General features: G+C 73.0%; 19 protein-coding genes and 1 riboswitch. Of the genes, 4 read left to right on the forward strand and 15 right to left on the reverse strand.

Features of this window, described 5'->3' with window-relative positions; translation table 11 throughout:
• Positions 1 to 20: 20 nt before the first annotated feature.
• The 8 genes from pheS to ACN260_RS18385 form a co-directional block, all read right to left on the reverse strand.
• Positions 21 to 1,100, reverse strand: a complete 1,080-nt coding sequence (pheS, locus tag ACN260_RS18350; protein WP_422752281.1) for a phenylalanine--tRNA ligase subunit alpha — start codon at positions 1,098 to 1,100, stop codon at positions 21 to 23.
• A gap of 171 nt (positions 1,101 to 1,271) precedes the next feature.
• Entirely contained in the window at positions 1,272 to 2,153 is an 882-nt protein-coding gene (locus ACN260_RS18355) for a TrmH family RNA methyltransferase (RefSeq protein ID WP_422752282.1), read from the reverse strand.
• A gap of 31 nt (positions 2,154 to 2,184) precedes the next feature.
• Positions 2,185 to 2,577, reverse strand: a complete 393-nt coding sequence (rplT, locus tag ACN260_RS18360) for a 50S ribosomal protein L20 (protein ID WP_091087503.1) — start codon at positions 2,575 to 2,577, stop codon at positions 2,185 to 2,187.
• A gap of 32 nt (positions 2,578 to 2,609) precedes the next feature.
• A complete protein-coding gene (gene rpmI / locus ACN260_RS18365) occupies positions 2,610 to 2,804 on the reverse strand; it encodes a 50S ribosomal protein L35 (RefSeq protein WP_026267805.1) in 195 nt (64 codons plus the stop codon).
• A gap of 18 nt (positions 2,805 to 2,822) precedes the next feature.
• Positions 2,823 to 3,473: a translation initiation factor IF-3 gene (gene infC / locus ACN260_RS18370; RefSeq protein ID WP_194822221.1), complete on the reverse strand. Its 651-nt coding sequence runs from the start codon at positions 3,471 to 3,473 to the stop codon at positions 2,823 to 2,825.
• Positions 3,474 to 3,938: 465 nt separating this feature from the next.
• On the reverse strand, positions 3,939 to 4,409 hold the full coding sequence (locus ACN260_RS18375; protein ID WP_422752283.1) for a PH domain-containing protein: 471 nt from the start codon (positions 4,407 to 4,409) through the stop codon (positions 3,939 to 3,941).
• 257 nt (positions 4,410 to 4,666) lie between these two features.
• Positions 4,667 to 5,512 (reverse strand): ATP phosphoribosyltransferase, encoded by an 846-nt coding sequence (gene hisG, locus ACN260_RS18380; RefSeq protein ID WP_145918948.1) that lies wholly within the window; start codon positions 5,510 to 5,512, stop codon positions 4,667 to 4,669.
• A 46-nt stretch (positions 5,513 to 5,558) separates the two neighbouring features.
• Positions 5,559 to 5,840: a phosphoribosyl-ATP diphosphatase gene (locus ACN260_RS18385; RefSeq protein WP_204927713.1), complete on the reverse strand. Its 282-nt coding sequence runs from the start codon at positions 5,838 to 5,840 to the stop codon at positions 5,559 to 5,561.
• Positions 5,841 to 6,060: 220 nt separating this feature from the next.
• Here ACN260_RS18385 and ACN260_RS18390 point away from each other — a divergent pair, with 220 nt between their 5' ends.
• The 3 genes from ACN260_RS18390 to ACN260_RS18400 are packed head-to-tail and all read left to right on the forward strand — an operon-like array spanning position 6,061 to position 8,554.
• On the forward strand, positions 6,061 to 6,933 hold the full coding sequence (locus tag ACN260_RS18390) for an ABC transporter substrate-binding protein (RefSeq protein WP_422752284.1): 873 nt from the start codon (positions 6,061 to 6,063) through the stop codon (positions 6,931 to 6,933).
• A gap of 5 nt (positions 6,934 to 6,938) precedes the next feature.
• Complete coding sequence (locus ACN260_RS18395; RefSeq protein WP_422752285.1) at positions 6,939 to 7,808, forward strand: amino acid ABC transporter permease; 870 nt, start codon at positions 6,939 to 6,941, stop codon at positions 7,806 to 7,808.
• Positions 7,809 to 7,810: 2 nt separating this feature from the next.
• Positions 7,811 to 8,554, forward strand: coding sequence for an amino acid ABC transporter ATP-binding protein (locus ACN260_RS18400; protein ID WP_422752286.1), 744 nt, complete (start codon positions 7,811 to 7,813; stop codon positions 8,552 to 8,554).
• Between the two features lie 121 nt (positions 8,555 to 8,675).
• On the opposite strand, the gene ribH is transcribed toward ACN260_RS18400, so the two are convergent.
• The 7 genes from ribH to rpe all read right to left on the reverse strand — a co-directional run bounded on the left by ribH (position 8,676) and on the right by rpe (position 14,887).
• Positions 8,676 to 9,176 (reverse strand): 6,7-dimethyl-8-ribityllumazine synthase, encoded by a 501-nt coding sequence (gene ribH / locus ACN260_RS18405; RefSeq protein ID WP_422756746.1) that lies wholly within the window; start codon positions 9,174 to 9,176, stop codon positions 8,676 to 8,678.
• 2 nt (positions 9,177 to 9,178) lie between these two features.
• Positions 9,179 to 10,456 carry a bifunctional 3,4-dihydroxy-2-butanone-4-phosphate synthase/GTP cyclohydrolase II gene (locus ACN260_RS18410; RefSeq protein ID WP_145918945.1) on the reverse strand — a complete coding sequence of 426 codons (1,278 nt, stop codon included), beginning with the start codon at positions 10,454 to 10,456 and terminating at the stop codon, positions 9,179 to 9,181.
• Positions 10,453 to 11,148, reverse strand: coding sequence for a nicotinamide riboside transporter PnuC (gene pnuC, locus ACN260_RS18415; protein WP_422752287.1), 696 nt, complete (start codon positions 11,146 to 11,148; stop codon positions 10,453 to 10,455). The genes ACN260_RS18410 and pnuC overlap by 4 nt, the downstream gene beginning before the upstream one ends.
• Positions 11,145 to 11,810: a riboflavin synthase gene (locus tag ACN260_RS18420; RefSeq protein ID WP_422752288.1), complete on the reverse strand. Its 666-nt coding sequence runs from the start codon at positions 11,808 to 11,810 to the stop codon at positions 11,145 to 11,147. The genes pnuC and ACN260_RS18420 overlap by 4 nt, the downstream gene beginning before the upstream one ends.
• Position 11,811: 1 nt before the next feature.
• Positions 11,812 to 12,873 (reverse strand): bifunctional diaminohydroxyphosphoribosylaminopyrimidine deaminase/5-amino-6-(5-phosphoribosylamino)uracil reductase RibD, encoded by a 1,062-nt coding sequence (gene ribD / locus ACN260_RS18425; RefSeq protein ID WP_422752289.1) that lies wholly within the window; start codon positions 12,871 to 12,873, stop codon positions 11,812 to 11,814.
• A 139-nt stretch (positions 12,874 to 13,012) separates the two neighbouring features.
• Positions 13,013 to 13,183, reverse strand: a riboswitch (FMN riboswitch).
• Positions 13,184 to 13,245: 62 nt separating this feature from the next.
• Positions 13,246 to 14,205, reverse strand: a complete 960-nt coding sequence (locus tag ACN260_RS18430; protein ID WP_088645203.1) for a response regulator — start codon at positions 14,203 to 14,205, stop codon at positions 13,246 to 13,248.
• Between the two features lies 1 nt (position 14,206).
• Complete coding sequence (rpe, locus tag ACN260_RS18435) at positions 14,207 to 14,887, reverse strand: ribulose-phosphate 3-epimerase (protein WP_422752290.1); 681 nt, start codon at positions 14,885 to 14,887, stop codon at positions 14,207 to 14,209.
• A gap of 256 nt (positions 14,888 to 15,143) precedes the next feature.
• Between rpe and ACN260_RS18440 the strand changes: the two genes are divergently transcribed.
• Positions 15,144 to 16,034: a septum formation family protein gene (locus ACN260_RS18440; protein WP_422752291.1), complete on the forward strand. Its 891-nt coding sequence runs from the start codon at positions 15,144 to 15,146 to the stop codon at positions 16,032 to 16,034.
• Positions 16,035 to 16,140 lie beyond the last annotated feature (106 nt).

The raw sequence follows: 16,140 nt of genomic DNA on the forward strand, positions 1-16,140 counted from the left end.
TGACTCGTACCCGCATCGCCCTACGCCCCGGCCCCGAACGCGCGGGTGAACCGCACGTCGCCCTCGGCCATGTCCCGCATGTCGCTGACCCCGTGCCGGAACATCACCGTCCGGTCGATGCCCATGCCGAACGCGAACCCGGAGTAGACCTCGGGGTCGATGCCGCAGGCCCGCAGCACCCTCGGGTTGACCATGCCGCAGCCGCCCCACTCGACCCAGCGCGGGCCGTCGCGGTGCTCGGGGAACCAGACGTCGAACTCCCCCGACGGCTCGGTGAACGGGAAGTAGTGCGGACGCCAGCGGGTCTTCGCCCCCTCGCCGAACATGGCGCGGGCGAAGTGGTCGAGGGTGCCGCGCAGGTGCGCCATCGTGATGCCCCGGTCCACCACCAGTCCCTCGACCTGGTGGAAGACCGGCGCGTGGGTGGCGTCCAACTCGTCGGTGCGGTAGACCCGGCCGGGCACCACCACGTAGATGGGGGGCTTGCGGGTGAGCATGGTGCGCGCCTGCACCGGCGAGGTGTGGGTGCGCAGCACCAGGCCGGAGGTGTCCGCACCGGGCGGCGGTGCGATGTGGAAGGTGTCCATCAACCCCCGCGCCGGATGGTCGGCGGGGATGTTCAACGCGTCGAAGTTGGTCCACTCCAGCTCGACCTCGGGACCCTCGGCCACCTCGTAGCCCATCCCGACGAACAGGTCGCTGATCTGCTCCATCAGGGTCGACAGCGGGTGCCGGGCCCCCCGGGGCCGCCGGTCGTACGGCAGGGTCACGTCGACCCGCTCCTCGACCAGCACCCGGGCGGCCTGCTCCCGGTCGAGCACCTCGGCGCGGGCCGCGTACGCGGACTCGATCGCCCGACGGGCCTCGTTGACCCGCTTGCCGGCGTCGGCCTTCGCGGCCGGCGGCAGCGCGCCGATCTCCCGGCGGGCCAGCGACACCGGGGACCGGCCGCCGAGGTGCGCGGGGCGCAGCGCGGTCAGCGCGTCGGGGTCGGCGGCGGCGGCGAACGCCTTTTCGGCGTCGGCCACGGCCCCGGCCAGGGCGGCCGGGTCGAGCAGGGCGACCTGCTTCGGGTCGTACGGATCGTTGCGGTAACTCATGGCGTACGGGCACTCCCTCACGGCGGCGCCGGCCCTTCTCAGGCGGCTAGGCGAGTCTACGGACGCGCGGCGGTGCCGCAGCCCGCCGGTGGGAGTTACGCGCGGAGGTAGGTCAGGACCACCGCCCGCCGACACCGGCGGGCTGGCTAAACGAACGCCGTGGCGCGTTCCTCACGTGACCTGCTCCCCTGCTGGGTGTGCGCCTGACCGGGGCCGGCGCAGTGCTCGGGCTGAAGCGTACAGGCAGACGGCGGCGGCCGCAGCCAGGTTCAGGCTCTCGGCCCGTCCGTGCAGCGGCACCCGGACCCGGGCGTCGGCGGCGGCGGTCAGCTCCCCGGGCAGGCCGTGCGCCTCGGCACCGAACAGCCAGCCGGTGGGGGCGGCGAGCCGGCCCCGGTCGGCGAGGTCGTCGAGGTCACTGTCGCCGTACCCGGTGGTGGCAAGGACGGTGAGCCCGGCGGCGCGCAGCGCGTCGACGACGTCCTGCGGGTCGGCGGCGCGGACCACGTCGACGTGGAACAGGCTGCCGGCGGAGGCCCGCACGCACTTGCCGTTGTACGGGTCGACGGTGTCGCCGGCGAAGACCACCGCGCCCGCGCCGGCCGCGTCGGCGGTGCGCAGCACGGTGCCGGCGTTACCCGGGTCACGGATGCCGGCGAGCACCGCGACCAGCCGGGGCGCGCGCGCCAGGGCGTCGTCCAGCGGCACGTCGAGGTGCCGGCAGACGGCGACCACGCCCTGCGGGGTGACGGTTTCGGTGAGCGCGGCCAGGGCCTCGTCGGTGACCTCGGAGACGGGCAGGTCGGCGCGGGCGGCACCGGCCGCCAGGTCGGCGTGCCGGTCGAGCGCGGCCGGGGTGCCGAACAGCTCCAGCACCGTGCCGGTGCGGTCGAGGGCCTCACGGACGGCCTGCGGTCCCTCGGCCAGGAACCGGCCGGTGGCGTCGCGGTCGCGCCGGCGGTGCAGCCGGCGGGCGGCGACCACCCTGGGCGTACGTGGGGTGAACGGCCCGGTGACGGCGTCGAGGCGTCTCCCGCGCGGTGGTGACTGCATGGGAGACGCCTCGATCTGCTGCCGGGGTGGGTCAGGCGGCCTGGGCCGCGGCGCCACCGGTGCCCTCGGCCGCCACGGCGGCGCGGGCCAGCTCGACGATCGCCGCGAACGAGGCGGCGTCGTTGACGGCCATGTCGGCCAGGATCTTGCGGTCGACCTCGATGCCGGCCAGGCGCAGGCCCTGGATCAGCCGGTTGTAGGTCATGCCGTTGGCCCGGGCGCCAGCGTTGATGCGCTGGATCCAGAGCTGCCGGAAGTCGCCCTTGCGGTCGCGACGGTCCCGGTAGGCGTACTGCATCGAGTGCAGCACCTGCTCCTTGGCCTTGCGGTACAGCCGGGAGCGCTGACCGCGGTAACCGCTCGCGGTCTCCAGCAGGGTACGACGCTTCTTCTGGGCGTTCACAGCCCGCTTGACGCGTGCCATCTCAACTCCTTATTCGGTAAAGGTGGCGCGCGTCAGCGGCCGAGCAGCTTCTTGATTCGCTTGACGTCAGCCTTGGCCAGCTCGACCGTGCCGGTCAGCCGCCGGGTCTGGGTGGACGGCTTCTTCTCCAGGTTGTGGCGAAGGCCGGCCTGCTGGGCCACGATCTTGCCCTTGCCGGTCACCTTGACCCGCTTGCCCATACCCGTGTGGCTCTTCATCTTCGGCATGTGGAACGTCTCTCCCTGTTACTGGCCGCTGGGGTCAGCGGTCGGGCCGGCCTCGCCGGCTGCTGCGGTCTCGCCGGCCGCCGGGGTCGCGCCACCTGCCGGGGCGGCCGATTCCTCCGCGGCCCGGTCCCGGGGGCCACCACGGGACGCCGTGGCGGCGACCGCGGATGCCTTGACGGCCCGGTGCGGAGCGAGAACCATGATCATGTTACGGCCGTCCTGCTTCGGAGCGGCCTCGACGTATCCCAGGTCCGTGATCTCGGACTCGAGCCGGCGCAGGAGCCGGTAACCCAGCTCCGGACGGCTCTGCTCCCGACCGCGGAACATGATCGTCACCTTGACCTTGTCGCCGGCCTTGAGGAACCGCACCACGTGACCCTTCTTGGTCTCGTAGTCGTGCGGGTCGATCTTCGGCCGGAGCTTCATCTCCTTGATGACGGTCTGCTGCTGGTTACGCCGCGCTTCGCGCGCCTTGAGTGCGCTCTCGTACTTGAACTTGCCGAAGTCCATGAGCTTGCACACCGGCGGGCGCGCCATCGGCGCAACCTCGACCAGGTCCAGGTCGACGTCCGCGGCCAGCTGCAGGGCGCGCTCCAGCGGGACGATGCCCACCTGCTCACCCTCAGGGCCGACCAGTCGGACCTCACGTGCCCGGATCTGCTCGTTCACGCGTGGTTCGACGCTGATGTGGCCTCCTCGAGTCGAGTCTGCTGCGTGGCCGACCCCGCGCGGCCCCCGGGTGGGGGCGACCCGGAAAGCAGAAGGCCCCGGCGCATGCCAGGGCCCGCTCGACCGGTCGGCACGATCACAGGATCGCGCATCCGGAGCCGGGACGGACCCGGAACCGGTGACCGGACCCGGCCACCTCGGAGGCGACTCGGGTGGGAGCAGGCGCTCCGCTTCGCGACCACCCACACGCCACAGGCGGGGGCAGTCTGGTCGACGTGGCAACACTACACCCCGGCGCAGCCATCCCCCAAACCGGGCCCGCAGGTCAACACGGTGCGAGCACCCGGCAGCCGGCCGGACGGCCAGCGGGCCAGCCGGACTGGCCGGACGGCCAGCGGGCCGGCTGACGCGGCGGCCGTGCCCCGGCCGGGACGACCAGCGGGTCAGGCTCCTCGGCCGGGACGGTCAGCGGGCCGGGGTGCCGCCGAGGCCGGCCAGGTGGGCCTGGTGCAGCCGGCGCAACGCGCGGACCCCGTCGACCGCGATCTCCTTGTCGGCGGCCTGGAGCGCCATCATCGGCAGCAGGTCGTCGTCGTGCAGCTCCAGGCTGGCCCACGGGGCGCCCCGGTCGAAGCGCACCCCCCGGACGACCTCCCAGGGCAGCTCGTACGAGCCGAGGAGGTTGCGCACCCGCACCCCCCGGGCGTCCGCCTCGACCCGGGGCCGGGTGAACAGCAGGATGCCGAGCGCACCGAGCACCCCGAGGCCGACCATGGCGACCTGGTCGCCACGTTGGAAGGTGCCGTAGCCCTCGCCGGTCGCCCCGGTCAACGAGGTGGCCACCAGGCTGAAGACCACCAGCAGGGCGATCGCCGAGGCCCAGCAGACGACCCGGATACGACGCGGCTTCAGGCGGATCAACTCGGTGTCGCTCACCGCTCCAGTCTGCCACCCGACCCGCACGGCGTCGCGTCGCCACCCACCCCCACCAGCCCCGTCCGGGTCGGACTCGCCGGGCCGGCTGGCCGGTCGGGCCGGACGAGACCGGGCCGGACGGGAGGGAGCGATGGGGCCGATACAGCGGTATCCGCGAGGGATGATCCCGCTGTATCGGCCCCGTAGTGGTCGAGCGCGAGGGGCGCGACGGGCACGACTCCGAGCCCGCCGGGCAGCGCGGCGTGCGCCGGGCGGGGTCAGAGGCGGCAGGCGTGGATGTTGGTGACCAGGATGGCGCGGGCGCCCAGCTCGTACAGCTCGTCCATGATCCGGTGGACGTCGTCGCGGAGCACCATCGCCTGCACGGCGACCCAGCCCTCCCGGTGCAGCGGGGAGACCGTAGGCGACTCGATGCCCGGGGTCAGCCCGCTGGCCCGGTCGAGCAGGCCGGCCGGCACGTCGTAGGCGAGCATCACGTACCGGCGGGCCACCAGCACCCCGTGCAGGCGACGCAGCAACTGCTCCGCCTGCGGGTGGGCCGGCGCGCCGGCCCGGCGGACCAGCACCGCCGAGGACCGCAGCAGCGGATCGCCGAACACGACCAGCCCGGCCTGGCGCAGCGTCGCCCCGGTCTCCACCACGTCGGCGACGACGTCGGCGACCCCGAGCCGGATGGCGTTCTCCACCGCGCCGTCGAGCCGGATCACGTCGGCCTTGACGCCCAGCTCGGCCAGATAGCGCTCGACCAGCCCCGGGTACGCGGTGGCGATCCGGTGCCCGCCCAGCTCCTGCACGTCGCCGACGTCCTCGGGACGGGCGGCGAAGCGGAAGGTGGCCCGGCCGAACGCCAGGTCGACCACCTCCTCGGCGGGCGCACCGGAGTCGATCAGCAGGTCCCGGCCGGTGATCCCGACGTCGAGATCACCCGAGCCGACGTAGGTGGCGATGTCCTTCGGGCGCAGGTAGAAGAACTCGATGTCGTTGGCCTCGTCCGGGCAGACCAGGTCCTTGGGGTCGGTGCGCTGGCGGTAGCCCGCCTCGCGCAGCATCTGGGCGGCCTTCTCGGCCAGGGCCCCCTTGTTGGGTACGGCGACACGCAGCATGACGGAGTGCTCCTTCGATCGGATCAGATCAACGACGCGGGCGCACTCACAGATGTCGGTAGACGTCCTTCAGCTCCAGACCGCTGGCCAGCATCAGCACCTGCACCTGGTACAGCAGCTGGGAGATCTCCTCGGCGGTGCGCTCCGGGCCCTCGTGCTCGGCGGCCATCCACGACTCGGCCGCCTCCTCGACGACCTTCTTGCCGACGAAGTGCACCCCCTTGGCCAGGGCGTCGACCGTGCCGGAACCCGGCGTGCCGGCGGCTGCCTTGGCCTGGAGCTCGGCGAACAACTCCTCGAACGTCTTCACGGAACCGGATTCTTCCAGCCACCCACCGACGCCGTGCGCTCCGGGGTCCGGCCGGGTCACCCCGCCCACACCCCGTTCCCGCAGGCTGGGACGCACCCGAGGAGGCCGGGCGCTCCGGCCGGCCGGGGCGCGGGTCACCGGCCACCGGCAACGACCCGGACACGTTTGCACATCGATCTCCCATCTACCTGATGGGACACCCTTCGAGGGATCGGTGGTCTTCTCTATCCTGGCGGCCATGGTCAGCAGCAGCTCACGTACCCGCGCCGCCGCCACCGCCGCCGTGCTCCTCGTCGCCGTGGCCGGATGCGCACCGCAGGACCCCACACCCACCACCCCCGACACCGTCCCCACCGCGGCGTCCTGCGCCAAGGACAGCCTGAAGACCCGCACGCCCGGCAAGCTCACCATCGCCACCGACGAACCCGCGTACGAGCCGTGGTTCAAGGGCGACAAGCCGGACAACGGCGAGGGTTTCGAGTCCGCCGTCGCGTACGCGGTGGCCGAGAAGCTCGGGTACGCCCGCGGGGACGTCACCTGGACCCGGGTGAAGTTCGACACCGCCATCGCCCCGGGCCCGAAGACCTTCGACTTCGACATCAACCAATTCTCCATCACCGAGGAACGCAAGCAGGCGGTCGACTTCTCCGCCCCGTACTACCTGGTGCGCCAGACGGTCATCGCGCTCAAGTCGTCCAAGATCGCCGGGAAGAAGTCGGTGGCGGACCTGAAGAACGCCAAGCTCGGCGCGCAGGTCGGCACGACCAGCTACCAGGCGATCACCGCCCTGATCAAGCCCTCGGTCAAGCCGCAGGTCTACAACAGCAACGACGACGCCAAGAAGGCCCTGCAGAACGGCCAGATCGACGGGCTGGTGGTCGACCTGCCGACCGCGTTCTACATCACCGGTGCGGAGGTCACCGACGCCACCATCGTCGGCCAGCTGCCGCAGGTGGGCGCACCGGAGGCGTTCGGGCTGCTGCTGGACAAGGACTCCCCGCTCACCCTGTGCGTCAGCAGGACGGTGGGTGAACTCGCCGAGGCCGGCACGCTCAAGCAGTTGGAGCAGAAGTGGCTCGCCCAGGTGGCGGGGGCGACCGAACTCCAGTGAGCCGGGTGTCAGCAGGCGACGGCAGCCCGGCGGTGGACGGGCTCCACCGCCCGTCGGTGGCCCAGCGGCGGCGGGCCGCGTACCGGCGTCGGCAGACGACCCGCAGCGTGCTGGTCGCCGCCGCCTCCACGGCGGTGCTCGGCACGCTGCTGGTCGTCGCGGTCACCGGCGCGCCCGGCTGGGACCGGGTCCGCCGGTCGTTCCTCGACCCGACGATCGCCCGCGACGCCCTGCCGGAGGTGCTCACCGGACTGTGGCTCAACGTCCGGCTGCTGGTCTGCTGCGCCGTCGGGGCGCTGCTGCTCGGCCTGCTGGTCGCGCTGCTGCGGACCCTGCGCGGGCCGGTCTTCTTCCCGGTCCGCGCGCTCGCCGCCGGGTACACGTACACCTTCCGGGGTCTGCCGCTGATCATCGTGCTGTACGTGCTCACCCTCGGCGTGCCCGGCCTGCGGTTGCAGGGCATGCCCCCGGTGCTGGTGCTCGGCGGGCTGGCGCTGGTGCTCACCTACGGCGGCTACCTGGCGGAGGTGTTCCGGGCCGGCATCGAGTCGGTCCACCCCAGCCAGCTCGCGGCGGCCCGCTCGCTGGGGTTGACCTACCGGCAGACCATGCGGCACGTGGTGCTGCCGCAGGCCGTCCGGCGGGTCGCGCCGCCGCTGCTCAACGACGTGGTGGCGTTACAGAAGGACGTCGGCCTGGTCTCCCTGGCCGGCCCGATCGACGCCGTCCGGGCGGCCCAGATCGCCACCGCGCAGAGCTTCAACTACACCCCGTACATCGTGGCCGGGGTGCTGTTCGTGCTGCTCGCCATCCCGCTGATCGCGGTCACCGACTGGGTGACGCTGCGCGCGGCCCGACGCCAGTCCGGAGGCTGACCATGGCCGTGCTGACCTGCCGGGGGGTACGCAAGGAGTTCGGCGGGCGGGTGGTGCTCGACGGGCTCGACCTGACCGTCGACGAACATCAGGTGGTGGCCCTGATCGGGGCGTCCGGGTCGGGCAAGTCGACGCTGCTGCGCTGCGTCAACCTGCTGGAGGAACTCGACGACGGGACCATCACGCTCGACGGCGAGGAGATCTCCGACCCCCGGGTCGACCCCGACCGGGTCCGTCGGCGCATCGGCATGGTGTTCCAGTCGTACAACCTGTTTCCGCACCTGAGCGTGCTGGACAACGTCACCCTCGCGCCGCGCCGGGTGCACCGGCGGGCGCGGGCCGAGGCCGAGGCGCAGGCCCGGGAGCTGCTGGCCCGGGTCGGGTTGGCCGACCGGGCGGACGCCTACCCGGACCGGCTCTCCGGCGGCCAGCAGCAGCGGGTGGCGATCGTGCGGGCGCTGGCCAACTCGCCCCGGCTGATGCTGCTGGACGAGGTCACCTCGGCGCTCGACCCGGAGCTGGTCGGCGAGGTGCTGGCGATGATCCGGGACCTCAAGGCCGACGGTATGACGATGGTGCTGGCCACCCACGAGATGGGGTTCGCCCGGGAGGTCGCCGACCAGGTCTGTTTCCTCGACGCCGGCCGGGTGGTCGAGGCCGGGCCGCCCGCACAGGTGTTCGGCGAACCGACCCAACCCCGGACCCGGCAGTTCCTGAAACGGATCATCGAGGCCGGCCGGCTGTAGCGGGACCGCGCCCTCCGGAACGACACGCGTGGGCCGATGTTGCGGGGTCTACGTCCGCCGGACCCCGCAACATCGGCCCAAGAGGCCACAGCCCGCCGGCCCGGCGGGCCCTGGCGGGTGGTCAGCCGGTGAAGCCGACGCGGTGGCCGTTGGCCGTGGACACGGCCCGGACGGCCAGGGCGGCGTCCAGGGCGGCCACCGTCGCCGACCAGCCCTTGTCCTCGGCCGAGCCGGGCAGCCCGGCCCGGTCCCGGGCCTGGTCGAGGTTCTCCACGGTCAGCACCCCGTGCGCCACCGGCTTGCCCTCGTCCAGGGCGACCCGGGTCAGGCCGTCGGTCACCGACCGGCAGACGTAGTCGAAGTGGGCGGTCGCACCGCGCACCACCACGCCCAGCGCCACCACCACGTCGCAGCGCCGGGCCAGGGCCTGCGCCACCACCGGCAACTCCACCGAGCCGGCCACCCGGGCCGTCACCACCCGCGCCCCGCACGCCTGCGCGGCGGCCACCGCCCGGTCGAGCATGTGGTCGGTCAGCTCGCCGTGCCAGCGCGCCGCCACCACCCCGACGGTCAGCCCGGCGGCGTCCACCGGGGTCACTCCGGGTTCACCGAAACCCGCCATCGTCATGCTCCGATCTCGTCGCCGGGGACCGGCCGGCCCATCGGGGCCTCGGTCACCTCGTCCAGCTCGTCCAACAGGTGGCCCATCCGGTCCCGCTTGGTCCGCAGGTAGCGGACGTTCTCCGGGTGCGGCCGGACCGGCAGCCCCTCCCGGCCGGTGACGGTCAGCCCGTACCCCTCCAGCCCGGCCCGCTTGGCCGGGTTGTTGGTGAGCAGCCGCATCGAGCGCACCCCCAGGTCGTAGAGGATCTGCGCGCCGGTGCCGTAGTCCCGGGCGTCGGCCGGCAGCCCCAGGTCGAGGTTCGCGTCCACGGTGTCGCGGCCCTGGTCCTGGAGCTGGTACGCCTGGAGCTTGTGCAACAGGCCGATGCCGCGCCCCTCGTGCCCGCGCACGTAGAGCACCACGCCCCGCCCCTCCCGGGCGACCCGGGCCAGCGACGCCTGCAACTGCGGCCCGCAGTCGCAGCGCAGCGAGCCGAAGACGTCCCCGGTCAGGCACTCGGAGTGCACCCGCACCAGCACGTCCTCGCCGTCGCCCAGCTCACCGAAGACCAGCGCGACGTGCTCGGCCGGGTCGTGTTCGGCCCGGTAGCCCAGCGCCCGGAACACCCCGTACGGGGTGGGCATCCGCGCCTGCGCGACCTGCTCCACCTGCTTCTCGTGCCGCCGCCGGTAGGCCACCAGATCGGCGATGGTGACCAGGGTGAGCGAGTGCTCGGCGCAGAACTTCTCCAGATCCGGCAGGCGCATCATGGTGCCGTCGTCGTTGACCAGCTCGCAGAGCACCCCGGCGGGACGCAGCCCGGCCAGCCGGGTCAGGTCGACCGCCGCCTCGGTGTGCCCGGGTCGGCGCAGCACCCCGCCGGCGCGGGCCCGCAGCGGCACCACGTGGCCGGGGCGGGCCAGGTCCGTCGGGTCGGTGCCGGGGTCGGCGAGCAGCCGGATGGTGTGCGCCCGGTCGGCGGCCGAGATGCCGGTGCTGACCCCCTCCCGGGCGTCCACGGTCACCGTGTAGGCGGTGCCGCGCCGGTCCTGGTTGGTGTGGTGCATCGGCGGCAGGTCCAGCCGGTCGCACTCCGCCTCGGTCAGCGGGACGCAGACGTAGCCGGAGGTCCACCGGACCATGAAGGCGAGCAGCTCCGGGGTGGCCAGCTCGGCGGCGAAGATCAGGTCGCCCTCGTTCTCCCGGTCCTCGTCGTCGACCACCACGACGGGCCGGCCGGCGGCGATGTCCGCCACCGCCTCCTCGATCCGGGCGAAGGTGACCGCCTGGGTGCTCATGCCACGACCTCCGAGTAGGTGGACGGGATCGGTGCCGACACCGCACGGCTGGCCCGCGAGGTGCGCCACCAGGCGGCGAAGCCCCAGCCGCAGAGCGCGCCGTAGACCAGGTACATCGCCGCCGAGGGGTAGAAGCCGCCGCGCAGCAGCAGCGGTACGCCGACCGCGTCCACCGCGATCCAGACCAGCCAGAACTCCACCCAGCCCCGGGCCATCCCGTAGGTGGCCAGCAGGCTGCCGGTGAGGATCCAGGCGTCCGGCAGCGGCCCCCACGAGCCGAGCGCGGCGAGCAGCGGATAGCCCAGCGCGGTGCCGAGCACGGCGGCCAGCAGCAGACCGAGCCGTTCCCGGCCGGTGGCCCAGCGGGGGGTGACCGCCGGGGCGTCCCCGCCCTGGCGGCGGTTGCGCGACCAGCGCCACCAGCCGTAGACGCTGACCGCGAAGAAGAAGACCTGCCGGCCGGCCTGGCCGTAGAGGTCGTGGGCCTGCGGGGTGGCGAACACCCCGCCGAGGAAGACGGTGAACAGCAGCCCGTTGCCGATCATGCCGACCGGCCAGGCCCAGACCAGCCGGCGCAGCCCGAGCAGCGCCGAGAGCAGCCCGAAGGCGTTGCCGACGATCTCCCGGACCAGCACCGGGGAGCCGACGACGTGCACCTGCGCGTCGAGCAGCCAGCCGACCGGGCCGGTCACCGCGCCCCTCCGGTGGCGTCCCCGGGCAGCGCCGGGGCGGTGCCGTCGGTCCCGGCGGGGCCGGCGGGCAGCCGGGCGTCGAGGAGGCGTTCGACGTACTTGGCCAGCACGTCCACCTCCAGGTTGACCGGCGCGCCGACCCCCCGTCCGCCGAGCGTGGTGAGCTTGAGGGTGGTGGGGATCAGCCCGACGGTGAACCAGTCGTCGCCGACCGCCGCCACCGTCAGCGACACCCCGTCGACGGTGATCGAGCCCTTCTCCACCACGTACCGGGCCAGGGTGGTGGGGAGCCGGAACCGCAGCGTCTCCCACTGCGCGGCCGGTTCCCGGGAGAGCACCTCGCCGACGCCGTCGACGTGGCCCTGCACCAGGTGCCCGCCGAGCCGGCTGTTCAGCGCGGCGGCCCGCTCCAGGTTCACCGGGTCGCCGGGGCGCAGCCCGCCCAGCGCCGAGCGGCGCAGCGTCTCGCCCATCACGTCGGCGGTGAACACCCCGCCGTCGACCTCGACCACGGTCAGGCAGACCCCGTTGACCGCGATGGAGTCGCCGTGCCGGGCGTCCGAGGTGACCAGCGGGCCGCGGATCGCGACCAGCGCGGAATCACCCCCGGTGTCGGCGATCCGGACGACCTCGCCCAACTCCTCGACGATGCCGGTGAACATCTCAGGCCTCCCTCTTCCGGGGCAGCGCGGTGATCCTCAGGTCGGACCCGACCCGGGTAACGTCGGTGATTTCCAGATCGATGGCGTCGGCGATGGTCGTCACACCCGCGTCGACCAGCGCGGTCGGACCGGCCCCGAGCAGCTTCGGCGCGACGTACCCGACGATCCGGTCGACCAGGCCGGCGGCGAGGAACGCCCCGGCCAGCCGGGGGCCGCCCTCCAGCAACGCGGCGCGTACCCCCCGGTGGTGCAGCTCGGCCAGCAGGGCCGGCAGGTCGACCCGGCCGTCCGGGCCGGCGCCGACCTCGGCGGCGGTGGCGATCCAGGTCCGGGCGGCGCCGTCGCGGACCCGGGCGTCGGCGGGGGTACGTCCCGCGCTGTCCACCACCACCCGCAGCGGCTGGCGGATCGCCAGGGTGCCGTCACGCAGGTTGCGGGCGGTCAACCGGGGGTCGTCGGCGAGCACGGTGCCGACGCCGGCGATGACCGCGTCGACCGTGCCGCGCAACGCGTGCACGTCCATCCGGGCCGCCTCGGAGGTGATCCACATGCTGCTGCCGTCGGCCGCCGCGGACCGGCCGTCGAGGGTCGCGGCGTACTTCCAGATCAGGTACGGCCAGCCGCGCCGCATCGAGGTCAGCCAGGCGACGTTGCCGGCCTCGGCCTCGTCGGCGCGTACCCCGAACTCGACCCGCACCCCGGCGGCGCGCAGGGTGGCGGCGCCGCCCGAGGCGACCGGGTTGGGGTCGGGTACGGCGATGACCACCCGGGCGATGCCGGCGCGGATCAGCGCGTGACTGCACGGGCCGGTGCGACCGGTGTGGTCACAGGGTTCCAGGGTGACCACGGCGGTACCACCCCGGGCCCGCTCGCCGGCCTGGGCGAGCGCGACGATCTCGGCGTGCGGCCCGCCGGTGTAGGCGTGGAAGCCCTCCCCGACGACGACGCCGTCCGCGTCGAGCAGCACGCAGCCGACGACCGGATTGGGACTGGTGGTGCCGAGGCCCCGCGCGCCCAACTCGATGGCACGACGCATCGCCTCGTCCACGGAGACGCCGCCCATGCCCTGCCCTCTCGCTCGCCGGTCCCCGCGCGGGCGGTACGGGAGCAGGCGGGCAGGCGGCGGCGGAACCGGGAACGGTAGCGCCGCCCCCGGGGAGCCCACGCGGTCGTAAGAGACGCCACGCAGGCCCGCCCCGCCCGCGCGCTGTCTCCCATCCGGACTGTCGGGGGTGCGGACGGACCGCTCCCCCACCGTCGGCCCCGGATTCTCACCAGGTCCACCGGGCGGCACAGCCGTCCGGGTCGCGGGCTTACCACGTCGAGCGTGGATCACCGCCGGTTCGGAATTTCACCGAGCCCCGCCAGCGCGTGGTGGGTACATGCGAAGTCTTACACGTCACCCCGGGGAGTCCGCCACCTCCAGCGTGCTACTTCACACCCCGTCGGCACGTCGCCGGTCGACCGCGACGTATGACCCCGGTTGGCTCTTGGCGACCGTTTTCATCTCGCTGGCCACGGCGATCGCGGCCAGCGGGTCGGTGAAGCGCTTACGGGCGTCGGAGAGCGACACACCGATCGACAGGGTGACCAGGGCCGCCCGCCGGATGTTGCCCCGCCGGTCCTTCAGCTCGACGAAGCCGCGTTCCCGGTCGGTCGGGTCGTAGAGGGTGTCGGCGGTCTTCTCGAAGTCGACCACGGCCCGGGAGGTCAGCGGGCGGATCTGGTCGGGGGCGCAGACGATCACGAAGTCGTCGCCGCCGACGTGGCCGAGGAAGGCCGGCGGCAGCCCGATCGCGACCACCGCCCGGTACAGGCTGCGGGCCAGCGCGGAGATGAACTCGTCGCCCCGCACGAAGCCGTACCGGTCGTTGACGCTCTTGAACCGGTCGATGTCGATGTAGCCGACGGCGTAGTCGACGCCGCTGCGGACCCGGTCGCTGATCTCCCGACGGATCCGGCTGTTGCCGGGCAGGCCGGTCAGCGGGGAGACCTCGCGGAACTCCTTGTTGCGGCGCAACGTGGAGCTGACCCGGGCCACCAGCTCGGCGGTGTCGAACGGCTTGACCAGGTAGTCGTCGGCACCGGCGCTGAGCCCGTGCACCTTGTCCACGGTCATGCCCTTGGCGGTCAACATGATCACCGGCAGGGCCGAGGTGATCGGGTTGGCGCGCAGCCGGCGGGTCAGCTCCAGGCCGTCGATGCGCGGCATCATCAGGTCGACCACGGCCAGGTCCGGCTTGTGCTGCTCGATCATGTCGAGCGCCTCCTGGCCGTCCCCGGCGTGCAGCACCTCGAAGCCGTGCAGCCGCAGGTTGAACTCGACGAAGCGGGCGATGTCCTCGTCGTCGTCGACGACCAGGATCACGTCGGGACGGTCGCCGGTGGGTTCCACCTCAGGCCCCGGCGTCGGCGCGCTCCGCCAGCCCGCGCAGGCGACGGACCGCCTCGGCCGGGTCGTCCGCACCGTACACGGCGGTGCCGGCGACGAAGGCGTCCGCACCGGCCGCCGCGGCCTGCTCGATGGTGTCGGCGGCGATTCCGCCGTCGACCTCGATGCGCAGTTCCAGGTGGCCGCTGTCGACGTGCCGGCGGGCCGCGCGCACCTTGTCCAGCAGTTGCGGGATGAAGCGTTGCCCGCCGAAGCCGGCCTTGATCGTCATGATCAGCAGGGTGTCGAAGCTGGGCAGCAGGTCGAGGTACGGCTCGATCGGCGTGTCCCGGTCGATGGCCAGCCCGGCCTTCGCGCCGGCCGAGCGCAGGTCCTTGGCCAGGGCGACCGGGTCGTCGCACGCCTCGGCGTGGAAGGTCACGTTGTACGCGCCGGCGTCGGCGTAGCCGGGGGCCCACCGCCGCGGGTCGGTGATCATGAGGTGCACGTCGAACGGGAGCCGGGTCACCGCCCGCAGGCTCTGCACCACCGGCAGGCCGATGGTGAGGTTGGGCACGAAGTGGTTGTCCATCACGTCGACGTGCAACCAGTCCGCGGCGTCCTCGACGGCGCGGACTTCATCGGCGAGGCGGGCGAAATCGGCGGCGAGGATGCTGGGCGCGATGATCGACGGCGGTACGGTCACAGGGCAAGTGTACGAACGCGGCCACCCGCCGCGGACAGCGCGGCACCATGAGCGACGCCCTGTGACCCAGGCGTGACCCGTGGTGCACCAACGGCCCCGCTCCCCGGGGGTCCGGGACGAACAGCCGGTGTCGACTGGCCGAACGGCCCGCAAGAGGCAACACTCCATCAGGGACGGTCACGTATGATGCTCGCCCGGCGGCGGGCACGCCGGGCGGGGCACGGCGACGGACCGTCGACCCCGGAAAGGGCGGACGATGCGACGGTGGCTCGTGGCGCTGGCGCTGGCCGGCACCGTGACGGTGGCGCTCAGCGGCTGCGTACCGCAGCACGGTGCCGACGGCGACCTGCTCGACGACTGGCCGGTGCTGCCGGTCGCCCAGTCGTTCGTGCCCGCCACGGACGCCTGCCTGCCCCGGATCACCCCGGTCGTGCAGGCCGGCACCTACGAGACGGTGGACTGCGCGCGCAGTCACCTCGCCGAGACCATCCACGTCGGCACGTTCACCGGCGCGGTGGCCCGGGGTGAGCGGCCCGAGCCGGGCTCCGCCGCGCTGCGTCCCGCCCGTACCGAGTGCGACCAGCGGGCCCGGGACGTCCTCGGTGGCGACTGGCACTCGGCCCGGCTGACGATGAACATCGCGCTGCCGGCGAACTCGGCGTGGAACAGTGGCGCCCGCTGGTTCCGGTGCGACCTCAGCGAGACCGACAGCATCGACAACACCCGACCGGTCAACCGCGTCGGCAGCCTGCGTGGGGCGATGATCGGCGACAATCCGCTCAGCCACCGCTGCTTCGATCCCAAGCTGATCGGCAACAATCTCAACTACATGGCCCCGGTGCTCTGCTCCGAGCCGCACCGCGCCGAGTTCGTCGGCGTCTACCTGGAACGCAGCGACCTGAGCTGGGCCGATTTCAGTCGTGCCAACCAGCGGGTGCACCGGCGGTGCATGGCCCTGATCGCCGGCTTCGCCGAGGTGCCCAACAACAGCGAACTGCCGTACCGGGCCGGGTCGATCTTCTATCCGCCGTCGCAGCGGGAGTGGGAGGAGGGCGACCGGGGCATCCGCTGTTTCCTGTGGAGCGACGACCGGAAGCTGACCCGCTCGATGCGCGGCGCGGGCCCCGAGGGCCTACCCACCATCTGACCCATCTTCCACTCCACGCGCCCACCCCCGCTACCGCCCCGGTGATCAAGAGGTTCGCGTCATCCGCCGACGGATCGTTGACGCAATTCTCTTGATCACCGAGGAC

Origin of the sequence: Micromonospora sp. WMMD708 (assembly GCF_049315245.1) — a bacterium.
GTDB classification, from domain to species: Bacteria; Actinomycetota; Actinomycetes; order Mycobacteriales; family Micromonosporaceae; genus Micromonospora; species Micromonospora wenchangensis.